Origin of the sequence: Streptomyces sp. NBC_00236 (assembly GCF_036195045.1) — a bacterium.
Classification (GTDB): domain Bacteria; phylum Actinomycetota; class Actinomycetes; order Streptomycetales; family Streptomycetaceae; genus Streptomyces.
Genome location: NZ_CP108100.1, coordinates 6752919 through 6778060, shown reverse-complemented (window position 1 = coordinate 6778060; position 25142 = coordinate 6752919). Strand labels below are relative to the sequence as shown.

The 25142-nt window shown below is 72.1% G+C and carries 26 protein-coding genes; 13 read left to right on the top strand and 13 right to left on the bottom strand.

The features are described 5' to 3' along the window. Positions 1-66 precede the first annotated feature (66 nt). A complete protein-coding gene (locus tag OG446_RS30235) occupies positions 67-513 on the bottom strand; it encodes a MarR family winged helix-turn-helix transcriptional regulator (RefSeq protein ID WP_328896973.1) in 447 nt (148 codons plus the stop codon). Between the two features lie 255 nt (positions 514-768). On the opposite strand from OG446_RS30235, the gene OG446_RS30230 reads away from it, so the two are divergent. The 3 genes from OG446_RS30230 to OG446_RS30220 all read left to right on the top strand — a co-directional run bounded on the left by OG446_RS30230 (position 769) and on the right by OG446_RS30220 (position 2916). Then, the gene (locus OG446_RS30230; protein WP_328896972.1) at positions 769-1389 is read left to right on the top strand and encodes an L-threonylcarbamoyladenylate synthase; all 621 of its coding nucleotides are present in this window, start codon (positions 769-771) and stop codon (positions 1387-1389) included. 83 nt (positions 1390-1472) lie between these two features. Beyond that, positions 1473-1883: a RidA family protein gene (locus OG446_RS30225; RefSeq protein ID WP_328896971.1), complete on the top strand. Its 411-nt coding sequence runs from the start codon at positions 1473-1475 to the stop codon at positions 1881-1883. Between the two features lie 262 nt (positions 1884-2145). Beyond that, positions 2146-2916 (top strand): SDR family oxidoreductase, encoded by a 771-nt coding sequence (locus tag OG446_RS30220; RefSeq protein ID WP_328896970.1) that lies wholly within the window; start codon positions 2146-2148, stop codon positions 2914-2916. 136 nt (positions 2917-3052) lie between these two features. Here the strand turns inward: OG446_RS30220 and OG446_RS30215 are convergent, their stop codons facing one another. The 4 genes from OG446_RS30215 to OG446_RS30200 all read right to left on the bottom strand — a co-directional run bounded on the left by OG446_RS30215 (position 3053) and on the right by OG446_RS30200 (position 7659). Beyond that, on the bottom strand, positions 3053-3226 hold the full coding sequence (locus OG446_RS30215; protein ID WP_328896969.1) for a hypothetical protein: 174 nt from the start codon (positions 3224-3226) through the stop codon (positions 3053-3055). Positions 3227-3439: 213 nt separating this feature from the next. Then, positions 3440-4282, bottom strand: a complete 843-nt coding sequence (locus OG446_RS30210; protein WP_328896968.1) for a helix-turn-helix transcriptional regulator — start codon at positions 4280-4282, stop codon at positions 3440-3442. Positions 4283-4595: 313 nt separating this feature from the next. Then, positions 4596-5492 carry a LysR family transcriptional regulator gene (locus OG446_RS30205; RefSeq protein WP_328896967.1) on the bottom strand — a complete coding sequence of 299 codons (897 nt, stop codon included), beginning with the start codon at positions 5490-5492 and terminating at the stop codon, positions 4596-4598. 190 nt (positions 5493-5682) lie between these two features. Beyond that, positions 5683-7659, bottom strand: a complete 1977-nt coding sequence (locus OG446_RS30200; protein WP_328896966.1) for a serine/threonine-protein kinase — start codon at positions 7657-7659, stop codon at positions 5683-5685. Positions 7660-8255: 596 nt separating this feature from the next. On the opposite strand from OG446_RS30200, the gene OG446_RS30195 reads away from it, so the two are divergent. From OG446_RS30195 to OG446_RS30185, 3 genes are all read left to right on the top strand, one after another. Continuing rightward, positions 8256-8402 carry a hypothetical protein gene (locus tag OG446_RS30195; RefSeq protein ID WP_328896965.1) on the top strand — a complete coding sequence of 49 codons (147 nt, stop codon included), beginning with the start codon at positions 8256-8258 and terminating at the stop codon, positions 8400-8402. 205 nt (positions 8403-8607) lie between these two features. Further along, positions 8608-11067 carry a GTPase-associated protein 1-related protein gene (locus OG446_RS30190; RefSeq protein WP_328896964.1) on the top strand — a complete coding sequence of 820 codons (2460 nt, stop codon included), beginning with the start codon at positions 8608-8610 and terminating at the stop codon, positions 11065-11067. A gap of 96 nt (positions 11068-11163) precedes the next feature. After that, the gene (locus OG446_RS30185; RefSeq protein ID WP_328896963.1) at positions 11164-11625 is read left to right on the top strand and encodes a hypothetical protein; all 462 of its coding nucleotides are present in this window, start codon (positions 11164-11166) and stop codon (positions 11623-11625) included. 32 nt (positions 11626-11657) lie between these two features. Here OG446_RS30185 and msrB read toward each other — a convergent pair whose 3' ends face one another. The 4 genes from msrB to OG446_RS30165 all read right to left on the bottom strand — a co-directional run bounded on the left by msrB (position 11658) and on the right by OG446_RS30165 (position 14870). Next, positions 11658-12062, bottom strand: coding sequence for a peptide-methionine (R)-S-oxide reductase MsrB (gene msrB / locus OG446_RS30180; protein WP_148021520.1), 405 nt, complete (start codon positions 12060-12062; stop codon positions 11658-11660). 10 nt (positions 12063-12072) lie between these two features. Further along, positions 12073-13464, bottom strand: coding sequence for a UDP-N-acetylmuramate--L-alanine ligase (gene murC, locus OG446_RS30175; protein ID WP_328896962.1), 1392 nt, complete (start codon positions 13462-13464; stop codon positions 12073-12075). Between the two features lie 40 nt (positions 13465-13504). After that, entirely contained in the window at positions 13505-13957 is a 453-nt protein-coding gene (locus OG446_RS30170; protein WP_328896961.1) for an indole-3-glycerol phosphate synthase, read from the bottom strand. Positions 13958-14099: 142 nt separating this feature from the next. Beyond that, a complete protein-coding gene (locus tag OG446_RS30165) occupies positions 14100-14870 on the bottom strand; it encodes a pyrimidine reductase family protein (protein ID WP_328896960.1) in 771 nt (256 codons plus the stop codon). Positions 14871-14905: 35 nt separating this feature from the next. On the opposite strand from OG446_RS30165, the gene zapE reads away from it, so the two are divergent. From zapE to OG446_RS30145, 4 genes are all read left to right on the top strand, one after another. Continuing rightward, positions 14906-16000 (top strand): cell division protein ZapE, encoded by a 1095-nt coding sequence (gene zapE, locus OG446_RS30160; protein WP_328896959.1) that lies wholly within the window; start codon positions 14906-14908, stop codon positions 15998-16000. Between the two features lie 84 nt (positions 16001-16084). After that, positions 16085-16510 (top strand): OsmC family protein, encoded by a 426-nt coding sequence (locus OG446_RS30155; protein WP_148021515.1) that lies wholly within the window; start codon positions 16085-16087, stop codon positions 16508-16510. Positions 16511-16866: 356 nt separating this feature from the next. Then, complete coding sequence (locus tag OG446_RS30150; RefSeq protein ID WP_328896958.1) at positions 16867-18240, top strand: alkaline phosphatase PhoX; 1374 nt, start codon at positions 16867-16869, stop codon at positions 18238-18240. Positions 18241-18453: 213 nt separating this feature from the next. After that, positions 18454-19317: a polysaccharide deacetylase family protein gene (locus OG446_RS30145; RefSeq protein WP_328896957.1), complete on the top strand. Its 864-nt coding sequence runs from the start codon at positions 18454-18456 to the stop codon at positions 19315-19317. A gap of 16 nt (positions 19318-19333) precedes the next feature. Here OG446_RS30145 and OG446_RS30140 read toward each other — a convergent pair whose 3' ends face one another. Genes OG446_RS30140 through OG446_RS30125 form a run of 4 tightly spaced genes read right to left on the bottom strand, consistent with a single transcriptional unit; the run spans position 19334 to position 21755 of the window. Then, positions 19334-19525, bottom strand: coding sequence for a hypothetical protein (locus OG446_RS30140; protein WP_328896956.1), 192 nt, complete (start codon positions 19523-19525; stop codon positions 19334-19336). Positions 19526-19539: 14 nt separating this feature from the next. Then, the gene (locus OG446_RS30135) at positions 19540-20211 is read right to left on the bottom strand and encodes an ABC transporter (protein ID WP_328896955.1); all 672 of its coding nucleotides are present in this window, start codon (positions 20209-20211) and stop codon (positions 19540-19542) included. Beyond that, positions 20208-21017 (bottom strand): ATP-binding cassette domain-containing protein, encoded by an 810-nt coding sequence (locus OG446_RS30130; RefSeq protein ID WP_328898458.1) that lies wholly within the window; start codon positions 21015-21017, stop codon positions 20208-20210. Before OG446_RS30130 ends, OG446_RS30135 begins: the two co-directional genes overlap by 4 nt. 60 nt (positions 21018-21077) lie before the next feature. Next, positions 21078-21755 carry an AIM24 family protein gene (locus OG446_RS30125; protein WP_328896954.1) on the bottom strand — a complete coding sequence of 226 codons (678 nt, stop codon included), beginning with the start codon at positions 21753-21755 and terminating at the stop codon, positions 21078-21080. Positions 21756-21826: 71 nt separating this feature from the next. Here OG446_RS30125 and OG446_RS30120 point away from each other — a divergent pair, with 71 nt between their 5' ends. The 3 genes from OG446_RS30120 (at position 21827) to OG446_RS30110 (ending at position 25142) form a co-directional block, all read left to right on the top strand. Further along, positions 21827-22573 (top strand): peptidyl-tRNA hydrolase, encoded by a 747-nt coding sequence (locus OG446_RS30120; RefSeq protein ID WP_328896953.1) that lies wholly within the window; start codon positions 21827-21829, stop codon positions 22571-22573. Between the two features lie 400 nt (positions 22574-22973). Beyond that, a complete protein-coding gene (locus tag OG446_RS30115; protein ID WP_328896952.1) occupies positions 22974-23711 on the top strand; it encodes a DUF4142 domain-containing protein in 738 nt (245 codons plus the stop codon). 123 nt (positions 23712-23834) lie between these two features. Beyond that, positions 23835-25142, top strand: coding sequence for a DUF692 domain-containing protein (locus tag OG446_RS30110; RefSeq protein WP_328896951.1), 1308 nt, complete (start codon positions 23835-23837; stop codon positions 25140-25142).

Here is a 25142-nt window from a genome sequence, read left to right as displayed (position 1 = left end):
GTACACAGGGGCGGGGCCGGGTGCCGAGAAGGCACCCGGCCCCGTTCCGCATCCCTGCCGTCCCGCTCAGTCTCTCGGCCAGGGCCGTCCGTCGAGGCGCTCGATGTCGCGGTTGAGGCGTGCGAGGCAGTCCGCGAGCTGGGCCGCCTCCTGCGGGGTCCACTCGGCCAGTACGCGCTGCAGACCGTCCCGGTTCTCGGCGCGGTCCTTGTCCAGCCGGTGCTCGCCCTCGGCCGTGATGGCGAACTTCCGGGCGATCCCGCCGTCCGGGTCGGGGATGCGCTCGACGACTCCGACCCGGAGCATCGCCGCGGTCTGCCGGTTCAGCGTGGATGTGTCGAGGCCGAAGGCGTCCCGGAGCTGCCCGATGGACATCGGGCCCTGGGCCCGGATGCGACTGAGGAGGATGTAGGCACTCCGGTCGAGCCGCCCGCCGCCTCGCGAGGTCAGCAGACTCATATGCCGCCCGAGCAGCATCGTCTCGAACTCGATCCGGTCCACGGGCATGTCCACGCGAGGCTTCCTTCGACTGCCGGGCTCGCCTCCCCACGGGGCGGGCGACCTCTTTTGTACATATATACCACACGTGTGCATCATGCAATTCATGTGCACTCTACATGTCACATGCCACGTGCACATCGCCGGACGCCTGGCTGAAAAGGTTTGAGTGACGCCCCACCACTCGAAACGGTTGTCCTGCTCCTCCCAGGGGCAGGACAACCCGCTTTCCCCTCGTACCACTCACCACCCCCGCCGTAGACTCGCCGGATGGCGAAGTATTTCGACGTACACCCCGAAAATCCCCAGCGGCGCACCATCACCAACGTGGCCGAAAGCATCCGCTCCGGATCACTCGTCGCGTATCCGACGGACTCCTGCTACGCCCTCGGGTGTCAGCTCGGCAGCCGTGACGGCATCTCCCGCATCCGCGCGATCCGCAACCTCGACGACCGTCATCACTTCACGCTCATGTGCCAGAACTTCGCCCAGCTCGGGCAGTTCGTGCAGATCGACAACGACGTGTTCCGCGCCATCAAGGCCGCGACGCCGGGCCAGTACACCTTCATCCTTCCGGCGACGAAGGAGGTGCCGCGCCAGCTGCTGCACCCGAAGAAGAAGACCGTCGGCGTCCGCATCCCCGACCACCCCGTCGTCCAGGCCCTGTTGGAGGAACTCGGCGAGCCGCTGCTCTCCAGCACCCTGCTCCTGCCCGAAGAGGACGAGCCGATGACCCAGGGCTGGGAGATCAAGGAACGCCTCGACCACGAGGTGGACGTCGTCGTCGACTCCGGCGACTGCGGCACGGAGCCGACCACCGTCATCGACTTCTCCAGCGGCGAGCTGGAGATCGTACGACGCGGAGCCGGCGACCCGGCCCGATTCGAGTAGCCGGACGCGCGCGGGCCGGGACCACACCCCGGCCCGCCGGTCCCGATTCCCCTGCCCCCTCACACCGGAGGACCTGACCGACCATGCCCCGTGCCGTCACCCTCATACGCTCCGCCGCCCTGTCGGACGTCGCCGAGTACGCCTACGCCGCCACGGCCCCTGCCGAGGCGCGGCTGATCTTCCTCGCGGGCGCGTGCCCGTTGAACGAGGACGGTTCGACGGCGGCCGTCGGGGACTACGCGGGCCAGGCCGCGAAAGCCGTGGAGAACATGCGGACCGCGCTGAAGGACGCCGGCGCGTCCCTGGAGGACGTCATCAGCACCCGCGTACTCGTCGCCTCCTCCCGCCAGGAGGACCTGGGCACCGCCTGGAAGGTGGTCCGGGAGGCTTTCGGCGACCACGACGTTCCCAGCACGCTGATGGGCGTCACCGTGCTCGGCTACACCGACCAGCTCGTCGAGATCGAAGCCGTCGCCGCCGTCCTCGACGCCTGACACCGGCTCAGCGCAAGAGGTCCCGCTCCGCACGTACCGTGCTTGACCTCGGCACGCAGCGTGCGCGGAGGTCGCCACCTGACCCACCGCCCGGACCCAATTCGTCGCTACCGGGTCGGTCCAGGGCTGAGCACACAACTCCAGGCGCTATAGGAATCCCCTATAGCGCCTGCTGACATTTGGTCTTTGCCTCTCGTTCTCTCCCGGTCGTACCTTCAGAACAACGCGGAAGCGTACGAATTCACCGAGAGGAACAGCGGCAATGAGCACGACGGAAATCGGATCAGGAACGCGGGAACTCGCCGGAAAGCGGGCCCTGGTCACAGGTGGTTCCCGTGGAATCGGCGCGGCCATCGTGCGCCAACTCCGCGACGCGGGCGCCGAGGTGCTCACCACCGCCCGGTCGGCGCCGGACGCGGTGCCGGAGGGCGTCACCTTCATGGAGGCCGACGTGCGGACACGCGCCGGGGCGGAGGCCATCGCCGCAGCCGCGCAGAAGACGCTCGGCGGGGTGGACATCCTGGTCAACAACGCGGGCGGGGCAGGCCCGTTCCGGCAGACCGCGGACATCCCGGACGAGGAGTGGCAGAACCAGCTGGACCTGAACTACCTGGCCTCCGTACGGCTGGACGCACTGCTGGCGCCGGGGATGCGGAAGCGGGGTTCGGGGGCGATCGTGCACGTGTCGTCGGCAGCGACCCCGTTCACACCCCCGCCGTTCCTCCACTACACGGCGGCGAAGGCCGCGTTGGAGAACTACAGCCGGGGGCTGGCCCTGGAGCTGGCACCGTCCGGCATCCGGGTCAACATCGTCAGCCCCGGCAGGACCGAGACTCCCGGCGGCGAAGCGACGCGGGAGGAGTGGGCGCGCATGGTCCCGGGGACGGGCGCGGACGACAGCGGCGTGCCGTTGGGGCGAGTGGGCCGGCCCGATGACATCGCCGACGCGGTGCTGTTCCTTGTTTCCGACCGGGCGAGCTGGGTGACCGGAAACATTCTCACGGTGGACGGCGGCGAATTTCCCAGGAGTTGACGCGGACCGAATTGCGGGGCGCGGAAAACAATGGCAACCATCGGGCTCCCGGGAAGAATGCGAGCTCACTGACCCGAAAGGGAACCGGCCCCGGACACAAGGTGTCCGGGGCCGGGAACGTGACGCCGGTCGATCCCTACTTCAGGCCGTAGGCCCAGTCGATGGTCTCGACCGTGCGGCTGCCGGCAGAGTCCCACAGCTCGGCCCTGATGGTACCGGAGCCGACCACGGGTATGAGGGCTCCGGTAGCGATCACCGTGGCAACGGCGATCAGCCGTCTGCCACGTCTGCCGCGAGAGGGACTGTTCACGTACGTCTCCTTGGGTGGGGAGCAGAGAATCGGCGCACGCCGAACTCCGGGCACGACGCCCTGGAAGCATGGAGATCCGGCCGGATGATCAGCGCATTCGGAGGCTATAGCCCGTCAGGTCCGGTGTTGAGGTTCCTTCGGTGTCGCATCTGCGCCACCTGCGAACCTCGGCGGACGGGGTCCCGGGCGGAAGGGGGTCCGTCACCGCCGTCCTCAGCCCGGTACCTCGATCCATCCGCAGCGCGCCGCGTGCCAGCCCAGTTGCATGCGGGTCGCCACCCCGGCCCGGTCCATGAGGCTGCGGGCCCGGCGCACGACGGTGCGCCGGGCGATCCCCAGGTGGCGGGCGACCGCGTCGTCGGTGAGCCCGCTGAGCAGAAGAGCCAGCAGACGCGTCTCTTCGGGGTTCAGTTCGCCCTCCTGGGCCCCGACGGCGGCACCGGTGGGGTCCAGGGGCACGCTCTCGGCCCAGACTCGTTCGAACAGCTCGATCAGCCCGTCCAGCAGGGGGCCGTTGGTGATGACGACGGAGGCGCCGGGCCGCAGTGCCACTTCGGCGGGAGCGGAGACGACGGCCCGCTCGCGGTCGACGATCATCATCTTCATCGGAAGCCGGGCAGTGACCCGCGCCTTCTCTCCGGCTTCCAGACACTGATCGATGAGGACCATCGCCCCCGGGTACTCGATGGCCCGCTGTCCGTACACGGTCCGGTAGACCACCCCCTGGGCGAGCTGGTCCAGTTGGGTCCCGTTGTCGGTGGACAGGTACGGCGGCACGTCGAAGTGGAGCACCTCGTGCCGCGCCCGGAGCAGCAGGCTGTCGCGCGGTGACATGACGCGCCAGGGCGGCTGCGGGGCCGCGGCGGGTATCACCGCGGCCACCGGCGGACAGGCGCCGTCCTGCCTCATCGCCCGCCCCTGCCGGACGAGTCCCTCCAGCGCCCGGTCGACGCTCTCAAGTGCCGGGCCCAGCCGGGCCGCGAGCCGGGGTAAACCGCTGGGGCCCTCGCGCACCGGTTCGCCGTGAAGGTGTGCTTCCTCGTCCGACGGCCTCATCGCCTCCACGTTCGCACCCTCTTCCGCGTTCGGCCGCAGGCGGCCCGACCCCCGGTGCCTTGCCGGAGACTATTCCGAATCTTGGGAACTTATCCGGCTTCTGGCAATGGGCCGCCGATGGGAACGGACGTGATCGATTGCACGTTTGGGCAGGCTGAGAGGGGTGCAGGCCGGGCTCGTTCCCTTCACTTGGTCGTCTTGCCCCGTCACCTACCGTTGGGAAAATATGTGATCGCGCGCCCGTCGCCGCTGGCGGAGGGCGCGTAGTGAGGGGTGAAACGCGAACCCAGCGAGGTCTGCTCCTCCTGGCCTGTCAGGACACCGGCGCGAAGGAGGCGGACGCGGTCCAGGTTTCCCGGCGCAGCAGATCGAGCAGAGCCGTCTCCCCCGGCCCCGCACCCTGCCGGAGCACGGCGATGACGGGCTGGGACACGGCCGGGAACACCGGGCGGACGAGGTGCTCGTGGCCCCGGGGCACCGCCGAAGCCGGCACGAGGGCCGCCCCCAGCCCGTGGGCGGCCCAGCGGACGGCCGTCGCGGGCTGGGACACGCGGGCGGCCGTGGACGGGGTGAGGCCGTTGTCCCGCAGCACGCCGAGGAGCACGCCGTCGAGCGCGCTGTCACGGTCGAACCTCACCCACGCCTCCCCGTCCAGCTCGCGCAGGCCGACCCGGTCCGCGGCGAGCCGCCGGTCACCGGGGCCGAGCACCACGACGAACTCCTCGTCGCCGAGGCGGTGGGCGTCGTCGGGGGTCTGCTCGCACGCCGCCATCAGGGCCAGGTCCAGCACGCCCCGGCGGCACAGCCGCTCCAGCTCCGCGGAGCTCGGCTCCTCGAAGACGGTCACCTCCAGCCGGGGGAAACGGCGTCGCAGCGCGTCCAGCGCACCCGGCAACTGCCGCGTTCCGAAGCCCATCTGTGCCGCGACCACCAGCTCGCCGACCAGCTCGTCGGCCCCGGCCCGCGCCGTCGCCCTCGCCTTCCGCGCCGCGCTCACCGCGACCTCCGCCTCCCGCAGGAAGGCGCGGCCGACCGCGGTGGCCACGAGTCCCGTCGGGGTGCGGGAGAACAGCTCCACGCCGAGCTCCCGCTCCAGGCCGCGGATCTGCTGGGAGACCGACGGCTGGGCGACGCGCAGCCGCTCCGCGGCCGCCGTCACCGACCCCTCCTCGGCGACGGCCAGGGCGTACTCGAACTGGCGAAGGCTCATGGGTGCCCGTCCCCTCCGTGCGATGGGCTGCGGTCCGCCCCGCGGTGATCGTCGTTCCGACAGCCGTTACATCGCGGGAGGCGGCGCGGATATTCCGCTCCCCGGCCGGGAACGGAACCCGGCGGCCGGGGCAGGACAGCCCGAGGCACGGGTGCCCGCCGCCTGCTCGGCTCGGGACTCCCCGGCCGCCCTACAGTCCTTCGCACTGCGTCAGTTCCGGCTCCTCCACCTTGTACTCGTCCGGCATGAGGGGCCTCAGGTGCTTGTCGTACAGCTCCATCCACGTCGAGGGCCGTCCCCCGCGCCTCTCCATGATCTTCGAAAGGGCGCGGCAGACCTCCGTCTTGAGCCCCTTCTGGCCGGGGGCCATCGCCACGCCGTATCCCTCGACCCCGCCGTCGAAGGTGTCGACCATCCTCGTGTTGCGGAACCTGCTGGCGTATCCGGCGACGATGACGTCGTCCGTGGCCATCGCGTACACGTTGTTGCCCCTGGTGGTGACCTCTCTGGCGCATTCCTCGTAGCCGGACGGATAGTTCTTCTCCGGGGTCATCCCCTCGTCCGTGATCCACTTCTCGTACATCGACCCCGCCGCCGTACAGACCTCGGCGCTCCTGTCGTTCTTCAGGTCCTGCCGGCTGTTGATGTCCTTGAAGTTGTCCTTCTTCACCAGAAGCGCGCCGAGGGGGTTGAAGTACGTGCCGGCGAAGTCCACCCCGTCCTTCTTCTTCCGCTCCTCGCCGACGCTGTACGTCGCCATGACGAGGTCCACCCGGCCCTTCGTCGTCACCATCGCCGCCCGCGTGCCGGACGTCACGGGGTAGAAGCGGATCTCCTTCTTCCGCGGGTCCGCGCTGTATCCCATCCGGCGGCCGATCTCTTTGGCCAGGTCGACCTCGAACCCCTCGTACCCGCCTCCGGTCTTCTGGCTGAGACCGGGCTGATCGGCCTTGACGCCGAACCACAGCTCCTCGTGCGTGTCCTTGAACCTCGGTGCCGGTGTGTTCTTGTCCGCTGCGGCGGCGTCGCGCTTCACGGAGTCGTCGGGCCGCCCCCACACGTACCATCCGGTTCCGACGAGCAATGCCGTGCAGAGAACGGCGACCGGAACCTTCCACCGGCCCCCGGCCCGCCCGCCGGGCGGTTCGGGCGCCGCGGGCACCCCGGCGTGTGCGGGCGCACCCGGTGCCGCCGCCGGGCGGCCCACCGGCTCCGCGGGGGCGGTCGCGACGGGCACGGGGGCGGGTTCGTGCCGCGCCGGTTCCGTGGGCGAGCGGCCGGCCGGGGGCCCGGGTGCGACGAGGTCCCGGGTGACCTCCTGGAGCATCCGTTCGGCTTCGGCGGCGTCCGGGCGCTGCCGTGGGTCCTTGTGCAGCAGCGCCTCGATCAGCGCGGCGAGCGGCCCGGCGTACCGCATGGGAGGCACCGGGGAGTCGCGGACGGCGATCCAGATCTCGTAGCTGCTCCCGCCGTTGAACGGGCGCCTGCCCTCCACCATCTCGTAGAGCGTGACCCCCAGGGCCCACAGGTCGGACGCCGCCGATGCGGGGTGGGGCTGTTCGGCGGTACGGGTGAGCAGTTCGGGTGCGAGGTACTGGGCGGTGCCGATCACCTCGTGCGTCCGGGTCACCTGCACGGCGCCCTCGAAGGTGGCGATCCCGAAGTCCGTGAGGAGGGCGCGTCCGTCGGATCGGAACAGGACGTTGTGCGGCTTCATGTCGCGGTGCAGCACCCCGGCCTCGTGCGCGGCGGTCAGTCCACGCAGCACCTGGAGACCGATCCGGGCCGCGTGCGGTACGGGGAGCTGCTGCCGCTCCTGCAACAGGTCGGCCAGCGAGCGGGGGTCGAGCAGTTCCATGACGATCCAGACCTGATCGCCGTCCTCGATCACGTCGTGCACGGCGACCACGTTCCGGTGCCCGATCCGGGCGATGGCCCGCGCCTCACGGCGTGCCCGGCTCACCCATTCCGACTGGGCGTCGGAGGAAACGGCGCCGGGATGGAGCAGCCCTTTCACGGCGACCTTCCGGTCCAGGCTGGAGTCGAAGGCCTCCCAGACCACACCCATTCCGCCCCGCCCGAGCCGGCGCTGCAAGTGGTAGCGGCCCGCGATGACCGTGCCCGAGCCGTCGCCCGAACCGGGACCGGTCGTTCCCTCGCTGTGCATCCAACCCCCAGAGTGTGCCGTGTAGTCCGCAACAATAGAGGGGGTTCCAGGGGGTTCGGGGTGTGTCGGTGTTGCGTTCCAGCCGCCCTCTCGCGTGGCCGGGGCCGCCGCCGTGCACCCCCCGGCCCCCTCCGTCGCGGATGGGTCCGTGCCCAGTACGCGAAGCTGGAGCGGCCCGTCTTCGCGGTGGCGATGCCGCTGCCGGCCGTAAGTACGGTCACCGGCCAGAGCGACGGGGTGTCCGTGCCGTCACCGAGCTGGGCGTTGGCGGAGACGCGGGCCACGCCTTCGAGGTGGGCGACGTCGCCGGCCACGTTGCTGTCGGCGGTGGAGTCGTTGCCGAGTCCGCCCTCCGTGTTCTTCCCCAAGGACTTGACCGCGAAGGGCGGGCAGCGGCCCTGGCAGTGGTTCAGCACCGACCGGCGGGAGAGCGTGGAGCGGATCCGGCCCGCCGAGGAGAGCTGGGTGGAGAGCCGGCCGAGCCGTGAGCGCGTGGCGGGCTGGTTCCTGGGCAACACGGACGACTACCGGCTCCACGCAGTGATCGACGGTCCGTCACGGGCCGTACCGGACCGCGTTCTTCAGCGCACCGGCCCATGTCCGAGTCGGAGAAGCAGCGGTGCGCCGCCGCCCGGCCGATGACCACCACGCCGGTGGGCGCCGACGCCCCCGCGGGTTCGGCGGACAGGGGGATGGACGACATCCCCGTGCCCACCGCACCGGGCGTCCGCACGCCGAACTGATCCGGCGCGCGAAGGCGGGGCGGGGCACCCGGCCCCGGCCCCGTCTTCGCGACCTCGGGGGCCCCAGTCCTTGATAGCGTCGCCCCAGCGACTGCGGACCACTCCCCGCCGGGGTCGTCGCTCTGCCGGGACGGCGCTGCCACCACGCGACGGCGGGTGCGGGTGGCAGGGGGACCTTCACGGCAGGGACGAAGAGAGCCGACGCATGAGCCTCGCGCAGTTGCACTACACCTCCGCGACCGGCGGGGACGGTCCCGGCACCGGCGAGGCCGAACCGATACCGGCCCGCTTCACCGCAGTTGACGCCGCGATACCCGCGTCCGTGCTCACCGAGGCGGGACCGCTCCTGGCCTACGGGACGCCCACCGGAACGGAACCCCGGCTCGCGGAAGCCGCGTTGCGCGCGCTGCCCGAGGCGTTGAGTTACAGCGTCCTCTCCGACGGCAGCCATCTGCTGGCCAGGACCGTGGCGGTCCGGCCCGGGCCCGGCTCCGACGTGGGCTTCCACGCACACGCGGTCCATCTCCCCGTCGGCACCCGGCTGCCGGGCGGCGCCCTCCCGATCACCGCCTGCCGGTCCGCCCGCTGGGCCGCCGCGACACCGGACCGTACGCTGCCCGGCCCCCTCGCCGCCCTGCCCGCCACCGGCCACGCCCGGGACCGCGAGGGGCTCAACGACTTCGCCGTCTCCCGGGGCCCCTGGCTCGCCGGTGTGCTGGCCGACCTGCGCCGGCTGTACGGACAGGACGGCGACGGCCGGGTCGTGCTCGTCGAGCGGCAGAGCGCGGACGTGGCCCGGTGGATCGCGCTGGCCTGCGTCGCGCTGCCCGACGAACTCGCCGAACGGCTGACCTTCACCACGTACGCCCGCCACCCGCGGCGCGCCCCGCAGCAGATCGTCGGAACGCTGCCGCAGGACGCGCACGAGCTGACGGGCCCCGGTTTCCACGTGCACACCTGCACCGGCCCGCGCCCGGAAGGGACCGTGGCCGACACCTGGGCGGAGACGGCCGCCCGGATCTGGCGCAGCCGCGCACCGGAACTGTTCCGGGAGGCCGCCGAGCTGCCCGGGGAGCCGTTCGCCGCGGGGCCGGTGGCCGTGACGGCCCTGTGCGCGGGCATCACGCTGGGCACGGGCGGGCGCGCCGCCGCGGCCGGCTGGGCCGCCGAGCGGCCCTACGCGCTGGACGCCAAGCGCACCCGGCAGCTCGTCGACGCGCTGACCGCGCCCGGGGTCGACGACCGCACCGGTCCCGAGTTCGACGCCGCGGGACGGCTGTTCGCCGCACTCGACGGCCGCTCCCCCGCGACGACCACGGCACCGCTGGCCGCGATGCTGGTCACGGAGGCGGTCCGCGGCGGCAACGGCTCCGTGGAGCTGCCCGGCCGTACCGCCTTCAGCGGTCCCGAGGGTGCGGCCGTCGCCTCGGTGCTGGGCCCGGAGATCCTGACCGAGCTGAGCGGCGCGGGCGTCGGTCTCGACGTGGCGAGGACGGTGCAGCTGCTGCGGGTGGCCCGGCTGCTCGGCGTGGACTGCGCGGAGCTGCTGCCCGCGGTCGTCCGCCGGCTCGCGCCCGCGCTGCTGGAGCCCGGGGACGGTGAGCCGGGCTGGGCGCCCGCGCTGCTGGAACTGATGGATGAGCAGTTCGACGTCCGTACGGCCCTGCTCGGTGCGCTGGACCGGATCGCGCCGCAGGACCCGTCGGGCGTCGAGCGGCTGCTGGGCCGGGTCCCGCTGCCCTTCACCGGCACCCAGTCGCTGCCGCATCTACGGATGTGCGCCGAGGCGCCGGAGGCCAAGGCCGGCTGCGGGGCGGACCGGGTGGGCGCGGTGCACCGGGTGCTCCGGGCCGCCGGGATGTCGCCGTTCGCGGAGCCGCTGGTGCTGCGGACGGCCGTGGGGCTGGTGTGGGAGGAGAACGCGGAGAAGGACACGATGACGGCGGGCGAGGGCCGGCTGCTGCTGGAGGCCGCCACGTCGGACGCCCATCGGACGGCCGGCACCTGGTCGCACCTGGTGGCCGCGGCGCTCGGCGCGCCCGCCACCGACGAGGAGGCGCCGGAGCTCGCCCACGACCTGCTGCGCGGCTTCCCGCAGGAGATCGCGGGCCGGGAACGCGCGGCCCTGCTGCTCCTGGAGTTCGCCCGCGAGATCCGGTCGGACGCGGCGGCGCCGGAGTGGGCGGAGCGGGCCCGCGCACTGCGCGAGGGCGCCGAGCCGGTGGAACCGGAGGTGCTGGACCATGCGTACGGGGCGCTCGCCGCACGGCTGCTCGCGCCGGACCGGCCGGAGGCCGAGCTGTACGCCCTGGTGCACAGCGGCGACCCGGATCTCGTCGCCGCGTACGACCGGGCCGCGCGCGAGGCCGGTGTCCTTTCCCGGCTGAAGGCGGAACCGGCGTACACCGCGGACTGCTTCGCCGTCTGGACCGCTCATCCGCACGCCGGAGCGGCGTGGAGCCGGACCGCGGACGCCCTGCTGGAGGAGGTGCTGCGCCCCGCCGTGCGCACGCTCTCCGCCGACGGGGTCGCCGCGGTGGAGGAGGCCGTGGGACGCTCGGGGAGCAGCGGCCGGGCGGAGGCCTTCCACGACTGGAACCGCCGGGGCCGGGGCACCCTGGGGCGGATCGGGCGGCGGATCGCGGGGCGGGTGCGCCGGGGCTGAACGCGCGAGTCGTCGGGGGCACCGTCCGCCGGGTACCTTTGGGGCACAACGATCTCGTGGGCTCCTGGCGGGCTGCGTGAACCCCAGGAGGAACAGATGACGACGAACCGTGGGCGCAAGGACGTGATCCGCGACCGGATGGCGGCGACCGGTGAGTCGTACAACGTGGCCGCCCGCAACCTCAAGGCGATGAAGGACATGGGCGCCACCCGTGACGCCGTCCTCACGCAGCGCTGGCGCCCGGCCGAGTCCCTCGACGTGCCGTGTCCCTGCGGGGGCACGTGCGAGCCGGGCGAGCGTTGCGAGCGCTGCCACGCGCTGCACCGGCACGTGGCCCGCTACCCGGGCAGTGCCACGGACGTGGAGACGTGGGTCGACCGGTACGAGTGCCTGGGCTGCCCCGCTTCGTACACGCTGATCGTCCGGCTGCCCGGCCGTCCCTGGGGTGTCGCGGAGACCGTGATCCAGGGCGGTTCGGCCGAGTCTGTCGTGCGGGCCCGGGTCTTCCCCGGTGTGGTGCACCCGCTGCTGAAGCCGGAGACGCCGGAAGGGGACTGACGGGCCGCGTCAGTCCCCTTCCTGGCCGGTTCTCAGGCGTCGGGCGTCAGTCGCAGCGAGATCGAGTTGATGCAGTACCGCTGGTCCGTCGGGGTGGGGTAACCCTCTCCCTCGAAGACGTGGCCCAGGTGCGAGCCGCAGCGGGCGCAGCGGACCTCGGTGCGGACCATGCCGTGGCTGCGGTCCTGGATCAGTTCGACCGCGTCCGTGTCCTTCGGGTCGTAGAAGGACGGCCAGCCGCAGTGCGACTCGAACTTCGTGTCGGAGCGGAACAGCTCCGCGTCACAGGCGCGGCAGGAGTAGACGCCGGTGGTCTTGGTGTCGGTGTACTCGCCGACGAACGCCGGCTCGGTGCCCGCCTTGCGCAGGACGGCGTACTCGGCGGGGGACAGTTCCTCCCGCCACTGCTCGTCCGGCTTCTCGATGTCGTACGGCACGGTGGCTCCCTCAGCTCGACAGGTGGTCCAGGATCTGCGGGCCGAGGTCCGTGACATCGCCCGCCCCCATGGTGAGAACGAGGTCGCCGGGCTTCGCCATTCCCGCGATGACCTCGGGGACCGTCGCCTTGTCGTGCACGGCGGTGACGTCGGCGCCGGCGGCCTTCGCGGCGTCGATGATCAGGGTGCTGGTGATGCCGGGGATCGGGTCCTCGCGGGCCGGGTAGATGTCCAGGACCACGGAGGCGTCGGCCAGCGCCAGGGCCTGGCCCATCTCGGTGCCGAGCTCCTGGGTGCGGGAGAAGAGGTGGGGCTGGAAGACGACCAGGATCCGGGCGTCGGTGGCGCCGCGCATCGCTTCGAGGTCGGCCGTCATCTCGGTCGGGTGGTGGGCGTAGCTGTCGATGACCTGGACGCCGGCCGCCTCGCCCTTGAGCTGGAGGCGTCGCTTGACCCCGGTGTACTTGCCGAGGGCCGAGGCGAGGTTGTGGGCGGGGATCCCGAGGGCGACGCCCGCGGCCAGGGCGGCCACGGCGTTCAGCGCGTAGTGGCGGCCGGGGACGGAGACGGTGAAGGTGAGGTACTTGCCGTTCAGGACGACCGTGACCTCGCTGGTCAGACCGCGCGGGGTGATCTTGTGGACGCGGACGTCCGCGGTCTCGGCCTCACCGTAGGTGACGACCTTGAGGGCGGACAGGTCGCGCACCCGGCGGGTCAGCTCGACGGCGCCGGACTGGTCGGCGGAGATCACCAGGGTGCCGTCGGGGACGATCTTGCCGGCGAAGGTCTCGAAGGAGTCGTAGATCTCGTCCATCGAGGCGTAGTTCGCGTGGTGGTCCAGCTCGACGTTGAGGACGATCGCGACCTCGGGGTCGTACTTCTGGAAGCTCCGGTCGCTCTCGTCGGCCTCGGCCACGAAGATCGCGCCCTCGCCGTGCGTGGCGTTGGTGCCGGGGCCGGCGAGGTCGCCGCCGATCGCGTACGAGGGGTCGAGGCCCAGCTCGGTGAGGGCGACGGCCAGCATCGACGTGGTGGTCGTCTTGCCGTGGGTGCCCGCGACGGCGATGGGCCGCAGCCCCTGCATGAGGGAGGCGAGCGCGTCGGAGCGGTGCACGACGGGGATCGAGAGCTCCCCGGCGCGCACCAGCTCCGGGTTGTCGGCGCGGATGGCACTGGAGACGACCACGCAGGTGGCGTCGTCCGCCAGGTGGCCGGCGGCGTGCCCGATGTGGACGGTCGCCCCCAGCGCGCGCAGCGCCTCGGCCGTGGCGGACTCCTTGGAGTCACTGCCCGCGACCTTCGCACCCCGCCGGGTGAGGATCTTCGCGATGCCCGACATTCCGGCGCCGCCGATGCCGATGAAGTGCGGCCGTTCCATGGCGGCAGGAATACCGGGTGCCATGCGTGTGTCTCCCAGGGTGGTACGGGTAGGGGCTCCCAGCCTATTCGCTGTGCGCGAAGAGCTTGAGCACCGGTACGCCGACCTTGTGCCGGGCGCGGGACGCCCAGTCGCGGTGGAAGAACTCCTCCACGTAGTGCGGCGCGGTCAGGACGATGACCTCGTCGGCCTCCGCCTCGTCGACGACGGACTTGAGCTTGTCCAGGGGGTGGTCCTCGATCACCTGTCCGACGGCTTCCGAGCCGGCCTGGCGCAGGGCCTCCAGGGACACTTCGAGCGCGAGTTCGGCGGACTGTCTGGCGTTCTTGCCCTCCGGCTCCTCGCTCTCCCTGGCCGCTTCCTTCAGTTCGCCCATCGCCAGGTCGTCGATGGCCCGCAACAGCACATCCGCCTGGTCACCACGCGGCTGCATGAGCACGACGAAGGAGATCTGCTCCTCCCCGTGCAGGGTGGTGACGAACTCGACGTCCTCGGAAGTGAGGGGCTTCTCGATCATCAAAACGCTGGTGAACACCACAGGGCCCTTCTGCTTCAGTGACCGTCGCCGATCACTGCGGAAACCATCCTTCCCCGTGCTCGCACGGGGTCTGCGAGATCCATTCTGCCCACCGAACGCTAAGCGGAACGGTAAATTCCGCTCATTGTCGGATCCGACGGTACCGAGCGAACAGGAAACCGGCCTCTTCCAGCAGTGATGCCAGGGAGAATCGTTCCGGCACGGCCACCGACGGACCGCCCGCGATCCGCTGCGCGTCACCGGCCGTGAGCATGGGTGCCAGGGTCAGGCACATCTCGTCCAGCACGTCCGCCGCCACGAACTGACCGAGCAGCCGGGGCCCGCCCTCCGTCAGCAGCCGACGGTGCCCGCGGTCGGCCAGCTCCCGCACGGCACGGGCGGGATCCACCCGGGAGCCCTCCCCCGCGATCACCACCTCGGCGCCTGCCTTCCGGGCCGTCTCGATCCGGTCGGGCGGCGCCCCCGCACCGGTGAGCACGAGCGTCGGGACCAGCGGCGAGACGAAGAGCGGCAGCGAGAAGTCCAGGTCCAGGCTGCCGCTCACCACGGCGACCGCGGGCGCGGGCCCCTGCCCGGCGGCCTCCCGGCGCGCCGCGAAGGCCTCCCGGGCCCGGGCAGGGCGGTAGCCCTCCAGCCTCACCGTCTCCGCACCAGCGATCACCACGTCGGCCAGGCCCCTCAGGGTGCCGAAGATCCGCATGTCGCCGTCGCAGGAGATCGGCCGCGAACGGCCGTCGTGCTGAGCGGCGCCGTCGAGGGTCGACACCATGTTGGCGCGCAGCCAGGAGCCGTCCGTCTCGGGGTAGGCGTAGGCGTCGGCGAGGGCGTCCAGGCTCCACTCGCCTCGGTCGTCGGCCGCTGTCAGGTCGGTCACAGGGAACAGGCGTCGCATGGTCCGCAGTCTGGCACGGCCTAAGCTGGGTGGTTGTGTCCTCCTCCACTGCCGTGCCGGGGTCCAGCCCCATAGCCGAAACGGCCCCGCTGTCCCTGTGCGCCCTTGAGCCGCACGTCCCCGCCGACCGTCTGGTCGCCGAGATGGTGCCGCCGCCGCGCTTCGACTCGGTGCGCTTCGACACCTACGTCCCCGACCCGAACCAGCCGAGCCAGATCGAGGCCGTCAAGGTCCTCTCCGACTTCGCGGCCGGGCTCGGCGGAGCGCACGCGACGGGCGCCGGCAAGCGCAAGTGGTTCGGCGGTAAGAAGACCGTGGCGCCCAGTGGCCCGCGCGGGGTCTATCTCGACGGCGGCTACGGCGTCGGCAAGACCCATCTGCTCGCCTCGCTCTGGCACGCCACGCCCGCCGCGCCCTCCCTGAAGGCGTTCGGCACCTTCGTGGAGCTGACCAACCTCGTGGGCGCGCTGGGCTTCCAGCAGACCGTGCGGACGCTGAGCGGGCACCGGCTGCTGTGCATCGACGAGTTCGAGCTCGACGACCCGGGCGACACCGTACTGGTCTCCTCGCTGCTGAGCCGGCTGGTCGAGGCGGGGGTGGCGCTCGCCGCGACCTCCAACACGCTGCCGGGCAAGCTCGGCGAGGGCCGGTTCGCCGCGGCCGACTTCCTGCGGGAGATCCAGGGGCTGTCCTCGCACTTCCGCCCGCTGCGCATCGACGGCGAGGACTACCGCCACCGCGGCCTGCCCGACGCCCCGCCGCCCTACTCCGAGGAGCAGGTCACCAGGGCCGCGTACGCGACCGAGGGTGCCAGCCTGGACGACTTCCCCGCGCTGCTCGACCACCTGGCCCGCGTCCATCCGAGCCGGTACGGCGCGCTGACGGACGGCGTCCGGGCGGTGTGCCTCACCGAGGTGCAGCCGGTGCCCGACCAGTCGACCGCGCTGCGGCTCGTGGTGCTCGCGGACCGGCTGTACGACCGGGAGGTTCCGGTGCTCGCCTCGGGGCTGCCCTTCGACCGCCTGTTCAGCGAGGAGATGCTGAACGGCGGGTACCGGAAGAAGTACTTCCGGGCAATCTCCCGGCTGACGGCTCTGGCGCGTGACGCAAAGGGGCTGGTGGCGCAGTAGGTTCGGGGGCGTAACACCGGGGAGGCACGACGGAGTGCCTCGCCACCCCCGTACAACCGCGCATTCCGTTTGAAGGGAACCAGCATGGCTACCACGCGTCAGGCGCACACGGTCTGGGAAGGCAACCTGATCGAGGGCAAGGGTGTCGTCACCCTCGACTCCTCCGGGATCGGGGAGTACCCGGTCTCCTGGCCGTCCCGCGCGGAGAAGGCGAACGGCAAGACCAGCCCGGAGGAGCTGATCGCGGCCGCGCACTCCAGCTGCTTCTCGATGGCGCTCTCCAACGGTCTCGCCACGGCCGGCACCCCGCCGACCCGGCTGAACACCCAGGCCGAGGTCACCTTCCAGCCGGGCACCGGCATCACCGGGATCCACCTCACCGTCCAGGGCGAGGTGCCGGGTCTCGACGAGGCGGGCTTCGTCAAGGCCGCCGAGGACGCGAAGGCGAACTGCCCGGTCAGCCAGGCGCTGACGGGCACGACGATCACCCTGAGCGCCTCGCTCGCCTGAGCAGTTCCTCGACGCCCCCGGGGCCGGCCGCGGCCGGCCCCGGGGGCATCGCCGTTCCCGCGCGGCGCCGCGTCCACCTGTCGGGCATCTTGAATCCTCCTGAAATACACCCGCGTTTCTCATCGCTTCGCGAGGCGCTCGTCGGGCGCGGCTCGGCCACCGCTCTGCGCGTGACCTCGACCGGCGCATCCGGTCACACCCGGCCGGGCGCGGGATCGGCCTTCCGTCTGCTTCTGCCCCGGAGCGTCGGGACCGGACCGGCCGGTCGGCCGTGACAACGTTCACCGAGGGCCTCGAACGGGCAGGCCTGCTTTTGACAATGCCATGTCACCTGTCCGCCAACAGGGAGTTGCCACATGTCAACCGCATCCCGACCTTTCGCGACACGCCGTCAGGTCCTGGCCACCAGCGGCGCAGCCGCCGCAATCGCCTTCACCGGGGCCTTCGGTGAACTCTTCGCGGGAACGGCCGCCGCCCGCGGCCACGCGGGCTACGGCCCACTGGTGCCCGACCCGGACGGGCTCCTCGACCTCCCGAGGGGCTTCCGCTACCGGGTGCTTTCCCGGGAGGGCGACCCGCTGCGCTCCGGCGAGGGCCCGGTGCCCAGCAACCACGACGGCATGGCCGCGTTCGCCGGCCGCCGCGGGCACGTGACCCTCGTGCGCAACCACGAGAACCGGGTCACCGCGAAGATCGCCGTGCCGACCGTCAAGGGGCTCACGTACGACCCGATGGGCAAGGGCGGCTGTACGGCCCTGGAGCTCGACGGGCGTAACAACGTCCTCGGCGAACACGTCGCGATCGCCGGTACCGCGGTCAACTGCGCCGGTGGCCGCACCCCGTGGGACACCTGGCTCACCTGCGAGGAGACCGAGGACAAGGCCGGCACCAACGGCTACACCAAGGACCACGGCTTCATCTTCGAGGTGGACGGCGCGAATCCGCACCGTACCGGCGCCGTACCGCTGACCGCGATGGGCCGCTTCCAGCACGAGGCGATCGCGATCGATCCGCGGAACGGGATCGTGTACGAGACCGAGGACGCGTTCGAGAAGCCGTTCGGGCTCTTCTACCGCTTCCTTCCGGAGAAGCCCCTCGGCGGCACGGGCTCGCTGCGGGCCGGCGGCCGGCTGGAGGCCATGCGGGTGCCGGGGGTCCCCGACCTCTCGGCGGTCCAGGAGACCGGGACGAGCTTCGAGGGCATCGAGTGGGTTCCCGTACCGGATCCGCTGGCCGCCGAAACGGCCATCCGCTTCCAGGACTTCGGGCCGAAGGGCATCACCCACGGCCAGAAACTGGAGGGCTGTTACTGGGGCGGCTCCTCGGTCTACTTCGTCTCCAGCTTCGCGCACAGCGCGGAGGGCTCGGCCGCCGATCACTTCGGACAGGTCTGGCGTTACGAGCCGAAGCGGCGCCGGCTGACGCTGGTCATCGCCTTCGGTCCGGACACGGACATCCAGCTGCCGGGCGAGTCCCCGGACAACATCTGCCTCGCCTCCGACGGCGGACTGATGGTCTGCGAGGACGGCGGCGGGGCGCAGCACGTGTTCGGTCTGACGCGGGGCGGCGAGGTGTACGCCATGGCACGCGGCCGGCAGAACATCGGGACGGCCGAGGAGCCGGAGTGGGGCGAGTTCGCCGGGGTCACGTTCGCGCCGGACCGGGAGACGATGTTCGTCAACTGCTACACGCCGGGGACGACGTTCGCGGTGACGGGCCCGTGGCGTTGACGCACTGACACACCGGCACCGGCCGGCTGAGCACAGCGGCGGCGCGCCCCGTTCCCGATGCGGACGGCATCGTGGACTCGACCGGGTTCGACGGACGCGGGCGCGCCGGTGCCGCCGCGCGGCGCCACCCACCCGGCCGAACGCGTCACGGCGCAGGCCGTTCCCGGTCAGTTGATCAGCTATTTTCCGTGAGTGACAAACTTTGCACGGAAAATGACGGTTATGACCGTTCTGGGAGCGGTCCTCGGTGGTGGGCTTGTCGCCTGCTCGGCCTCCGGCGACTCCCGTGGCGACCGGCACCCGGGCGCGGACCGTACGACCGCCGCCGCACGCGCCTCGGCCCACGCGCCCGCGGCAACGCCCGGGGTCGCGGAGAAGCCGCCCACGATGGCGCCCGGCCCCGCCGGCCTCACCCCCGTTCTCGAGCGCGGGCCGAACCGTTCGGACAAGGTCGTGGCGCTCACCTTCGACGCCGACATGACCGCCGACGAGGGGCCGCGCGCGGCCGCCGGCGAGCACTTCGACAATCCGGAACTGATCGCGCTGCTGCGTCGGCTGAAGGTACCGGCGACCGTCTTCATGACCGGCCGGTGGGCCGAGGAGTACCCCGCCCAGGCCCGCTCCATCGGCACGGACCCGCTCTTCGAGATCGCCAACCACTCGTACAGCCACTACGCCTTCACCTCACCCTGCTACGGGCTGCCGGCCGTGGAGAAGGACGCGATGCACCACGAGGTGAAGCGGGCCTTCGACGCGATCCGCAGGACCGGTGCCCGCAATGTGGTGCCGTACTTCCGCTTCCCCGGTGGCTGTTACGACGACGCCACCCTGCGCGCGCTCGCGCCTGAGAAGGTGACCGCGGTGCAGTGGGACGTCGTCAGTGGTGACGCCTTCGCGACGGATGCGGACGCCGTGGCGCAGCAGGTGCTGGACGGGGTGAAACCCGGTTCGCTGGTCGTCATGCACTGCACCCGCAGCGCGGCACCGGTCACGGACGAGGCGGTGGACCGGGTGGTGCCGGAACTGCGGAAGCGTGGATACCGCTTCGTGAAGGTGTCGGAGCTGATGGCCGGCTGACACCGAACGGCATGCGTCAGCCGGAGCAGGCCGTGCGCTGGGCCTCCTGCCATTCGCAGACCGGACAGAGCGTGATGCCCTTGACGGAAGCGGCGTACTCGGTCGGCTTCCGGCACAGCACGCACTCGGCGTACGGCTGCCCTGCGGCGGCACCGGGCGTCGGAACGTCCGGCGTCTCGCAGTACGACTCGCTCACGGGTTCGTCCATGCCTACGAGCCTACTCAGCCCCGCACGGACGTGAGTCGGCAGGCGACCGCGGCAGCCGCCGCTGCCACGGCCCCCGCCCCGAGGAGCGGGAGGACGGGCACATGGACCGCCCCGGTGAGCGAGCCGGTGACCAGCCCCGTCACCGCGTACTTCGCGGGCGACCCACTGGTCACCAGGGCCAGCAGCGCCGCGAGCGCGGTCGCGGCGATGGACCAGCCGCGCCGGTGCAGCAGCGGCCGGGTGCACAGCGCCCCGACCGCCACCCCCAGCAGGACGCAGCAGACCGCGGCGAGCAGCCCGGCGAGCCCGGCGGACGGCAGCGGGACCTCGACCGTGTGGTCCGTGCTCGCCGGCTCGCTGATCAGCAGCACGACCGCGGTGGCGGCCGCGCCCAGGAGCCCTGCGCACCCCAGCGCGGCGAGCAGGGCCGCCAGATGGGCCCGTGGCTGTCCGCCCACGGCTGCGGCGACGACCGTCCGGGCAGCGGGCGGTTCCTGCGTGACGCAGACCTGCACGAGCCACGCGGTGACGGGGAGCAGGCCGGCCGCGGTGTAGCCGAGCGAGTCCAGGACCGGCTGTCCGGAGCGGACTCCGACGCCGAGGAACGCCACGTACAGCAGGACGGGGGCGAGCCAGCGCTGGGAGCGCAGCAGGAGGGCGGCCTGGTAGCGGATCAGTGCGGTCATGCCACCTCGTCGGGGCGGGGGCCGGAGGCCGAGAGGTGTCTGATGTGCCACGGCGGGCGGGCCGCGAGCAGGGCGCCCAGCAGGGCGTCCGAGTGCGCGGCGGCGACGGTCAGCCGCAGCGCCCCGTCCCCGGCCGCGGTCGGTACGGGGGCGCCTGGCAGCCCGGCGGGGAGCGGGGTGCCGGGCGGGCCCGTGACCTCGATCCGTACCCGGGGGCCGTCCGTCGCCCCGACGGGGGCCGGGGGCGCCACGACGAGTCCGGTCCCCTCGACGCGCAGAGCCGTGTCGACCGCGCCCGCCAGCCGACGCGGGTCGTGGTCGACGAAGACGACAGCGGAGCCGGCGGCAACGCGCTCGGCCACGGCCCGGTCCAGTTCGTCCCGGGCCGAGGTGTCCAGGCCGGTCCATGCCTCGTCCAGGACCAGCAACTCCGGCTCGGCCAGGAGTGCCTGGGCGACGGCGACCTTCTGGCTGGTGCCCTTGGAGAGCTCCGCGAGCGGAGTGCGGGCGTGTTCCGCGGCACCGAAGCGGGTCAGCCACTCCCCCGCCCGGCCGGCCGCCTCGGTCCGGCGCAGTCCCTGGATCCGGCCGAGGTGAACGAGGTACCCGACTGCGGTGAAGGGCAGCGCCGCCGGGAACCGCTCGGGGACGTACGCCGTACGCGGCCGGCGGCCGGTGATCCGGCCCTCGGTGGGGGCGTCGATCCCGGCGAGGAGCCGCAACAGGGTGGACTTGCCGGTGCCGTTGGCCCCTTCGACGCGGACGAGGGCGCGCGCGGGCAGCGCGAGGTCGACTCCGCGCAGCACCCAGGGGCCGGTGAGGCCGTACCGCCGGCCCACCCCCCCGCAACCGCAGGACCTCGGTGCTCAGTTGGACGACGCCTTCTCGGTCTTGAGCTCGCTGGGACGTACGATCACGAACCCTTCGCCTTCCAGGCGCAGTTGGACGGCCTCTCCCGAACCGCCGCGCAGCATCGAGCCGACGCTCTGCGAGCGGTGCAGTGACGTGTTCAGATGGGCGCTCCAGCCGACGACCGCGTCCGTGTCGACGCACACCGGCTGCTGGGACGTGACGGGGATCACGATGGGGTGCCCCTCGCACATCAGGCCGAGCTTCCCGTAGCCGGTGAAGACGCTGTTGAAGAGTCCGCCGCCGGTCATCCCGGCGCCCTTCACGGTCTTGATCTCGTACGCGAGCGTGGCGTCGAAGCACAGGACGTTGCGGCCGTTGATGGTGAGGACGTCGCCCTGTTCCATCTCCACGATGAAGCAGTTGGCCGCCTCGTGCGCGAACCACGCCTCACCCTGGCCGCGCACCGCCATCAAGGGCAGGCCCTCACCGGTGACGGCACGCTTGAGCATGCCGCCGAGCCCTTGGCCCTTGCGCTCGAACTGGAGATCACCGCGGAAGGCGATCATCGATCCCTGGCGCGCGTGCATCTCGCCGTTGACCGCGTACTTGATGGATTTGGCGTTCTGCAGGGTCATTCCGGGGGCGGTGGCCTGCTGTGCCATGTGCTCGCTGGAAAAGAGATCGCTCTTCATGCACCGCATCCTCACCCGGAGGGTCACGTTCCGCCAAGGAGTGGACTCGGGGCGGCTGGCAGACTGGACGGGTGAGCAGCAACGACACCCCCGCATCCCCGTCCGTTCCCGTAGGCATGCCCTCGGACAGCCCGTTCCGTTCCGAGCGGACAAGCCGGGACGAAGCACCTCAGTACGTACTGCCGTTGGTGGTGCACATCGAGAAGACGGCGCCCCCGGCCCGTACGGACGCCCTGCGCACGGCCGCCCGGGCGGTACTGGTGATGCTCTCCGACGAGCGGTCGACGGGCGAGGGCGAGTGGGCGCAGGTGATGCGCGACTGGCAGGACGCCCGGATCCGGAAGGTGGTGCGCCGGGCGCGCGGCGCGGAGTGGCGGAAGGCCTCCGCGCTGCCCGGGATCACGGTCACGGGAGAGAGCGCCGAGGTGCGGGCCTATCCGCCGGTGCCGCTCGACGGCTGGCCGAAGGAGCTCGCCAAGCTCCAGGTCTCGGGGACGGATCTGGACGACCCCGAGCCCCCCGCCGCCCCCGACCTCACCGGCCCGGTCCTCTGGCTGAACCCGGACCTCGGCATGTCGGCGGGCAAGGAGATGGCGCAGGCGGGGCACGGGGCCCAGCTCGCCTGGTGGGAACTGTCGGAGACGGAGCGCAAGGCATGGCGCGAGGCAGGCTTCCCGCTCTCGGTCGCCACCCCTGACGCGGACCGCTGGCGGGACCTCACGGTGAGCGGGCTGCCGGTGGTGCGGGACGCGGGGTTCACCGAGATCGCCCCGGGCTCGTGCACGGTGGTCGCCGACCATCCGGCCCTGCGCCGCTGACGGCCCTGCGCCGCTGACGGCCGGGCGCCACTGGCGGCCCTGCGCCGCTGACGGCCGGGCGCCACTGGCGGCCCTGCGCCGCTGACGGCCGGGCGCCACTGGCGGCCCTGCGCCGCTGACGGCCGGGCGCCACTGGCGGCCCTGCGCCGCTGACGGCCGGGCGCCACTGGCGGCCCTGCGCCGCTGGCGGCGGGGCGCCGCGTCGCGCCAGTGCTGCGGCAGCCAGGTTCGCCCGCGGATTCCTCCCGGCGCCCTGAACAACCCGGTCCGCCGATACGTACCTCCTGACGCCGCCGCTCTGGCAATACTGCCCGGTAGCTCGCAACGGCCGTTCAGTCCGCGGCCGTTGCGACCGGCGGTTGATTGGACGCCGTCACGCCTCGGCCCGGGAGAATCCTCTGTGCGACGCATCAACGGAACGGCCCTCATCATCGCGGCGCTCGTCGCCACGCTCGGCGCCCTCGCCTACCCGGTCTGGTCGTACGCCGACCGCTCCGGCACCGGGGAGGCCAACCTCGACGCATCGTCCACCTCGACCCAGTGGGGTCCGCTCTCCGCGACCGACCGCGACTTCCTGGTGAAGGTCCGCCTGGCCGGGCTCTGGGAACTGCCGGCCGGGCAACAGGCGATCGAGCGGGCGCCGACCGAGGCGATCAAGGCGGCCGGGGACCATCTGGTCGTCGGGCACACCGATCTGGACCGCAGGTCGCGTGATGTCGCCGCCAAGCTGGGTGTGGAGCTGCCCAACCAGCCGACCGAGCAGCAGCAGGGCTGGCTGCGGGAGATGACGGCGGCGAGCGGCCAGGAGTACGAGCGGAAGTTCGCCAATCTGCTGCGGGCCGCGCACGGCAAGGTCTTCGCGTTGATCGCCCAGGTTCGGCACACCACCCGGAACTCGCTGATCCGGCAACTGGCGACCGACGCCAACGTGACCGTGCTCGACCACATCACCATGCTGGAGGGCACCGGGTTGGTGGACTTCGACGCCTTGGCCCGTGAGGCCGCGGGAGCCGCGACGGCCAGCCCGACCGGCCCTCCGGTGGCGCCCCGTGACTCCGTGCTGCCGCAGCCGGTTCCGGCGGAACCGACCGGGGACCAGTCGTTCACCTCACGGCCCTCCACGGCGCCGATGCCCTGAAAGACGGCTCCCGCCCGGCGGAGCGGCGGGAACCTCAAATCGAGCTCTGAACGTCCCCCACTTCGGGTTCACCGCTGTGCGGCGGGGTCATGACCCCTGCACGGAGCGGCGAAGGGGGACACCATGGAGCTGGGAATCGGGATCGGCTGGCGGCCGGAGATCGCCGACGCGGTGGAGGCGCTGCCGGGGATCGACTGGGTGGAAGCGGTCGCGGAGAACCTCTGCGCCGATCATCTGCCCGCCTCCCTGGTACGCCTGAGGGAGCGCGGTGTCACCGTGGTGCCGCACGGCGTCTCGCTGGGCCTCGGCGGGGCCGACCGCCCCGACGTCGGCCGGCTCGCCGGCCTCGCGGCGCGGGCCACCCTGCTGGGCACGCCCCTGGTGACCGAGCACATCGCGTTCGTCCGGGCGGGCGGGGCGCGCACCGCCTCGCCCGTGCTGGAGGCCGGACACCTGCTGCCCGTGCCGCGTACCTGGGCGGCGCTGGACGTGCTGTGCGAGAACGTGCGCGTGGCGCAGGACTCGCTGCCGGTGCCCCTGGCGCTGGAGAACATCGCGGCGCTGATCTCCTGGCCCGACGAGGAGCTGACCGAGGGGCAGTTCCTGGCGGAGCTGGTCGAGCGCACGGGGGTGCGGCTGCTCATCGACGTGGCCAATCTGCACACGAACCACGTGAACCGGGGCGAGGACCCGGCCGCGGCCCTCGACGAACTGCCCGTGGAGGCCATCGCGTACGTCCACGTGGCGGGCGGCGTGGAGAAGGACGGCGTCTGGCACGACACACACGCCCATCCGGTCACCGCTCCGGTGCTGGGCGTCCTCGCCGAGCTCCGCTCCCGTATCGCGCCGCCCGGCGTCCTGCTGGAGCGCGACGACGACTTCCCGCCGGCTGCCGAGCTGGCGGGCGAACTGGACACGATCCGCGCCACGCTCGAAACGGACGCGGACCGGGACGGCGTGCGCAAGCCCGTCCGCCGCACGCCGAGGACCGCGTCCCCGGCGCCCGGCCCCGGGGACCCGGAGGCGCTGCGTGACGGGCTCGCGGTCGCGCAGACCTCCCTGCTGTCCGCCCTCGTCGCGGGCACCCCCGCCCCCGAGGGGTTCGACCACCGCAGGCTCGGCGTACAGAGCCGGGCCCTGGCCGCCAAGCGCGCCGACGTCGTCGCCAAGGTGGCCCCCGAGCTCCCGCAGATCCTGGGCCATGGCTACCGGGACGCGTTCCTCGCGTACGCCAGGAGCCGCCCGATGTCCGCCGGATACCGGCGCGACGCCCTGGACTTCGCCGAGCAGCTGCTCATCGCCGGCCGCCCCTCGGACGAGGCGGCCCGCCGCCGTCTGACCCATTGGTGGCAGGACCGGACGGCTCCCCGGCCACCCCGCCGCATCACCCGGCTGGGGCGGGCGGCCCGTTCCGTACTCGCGGGGAGGTGA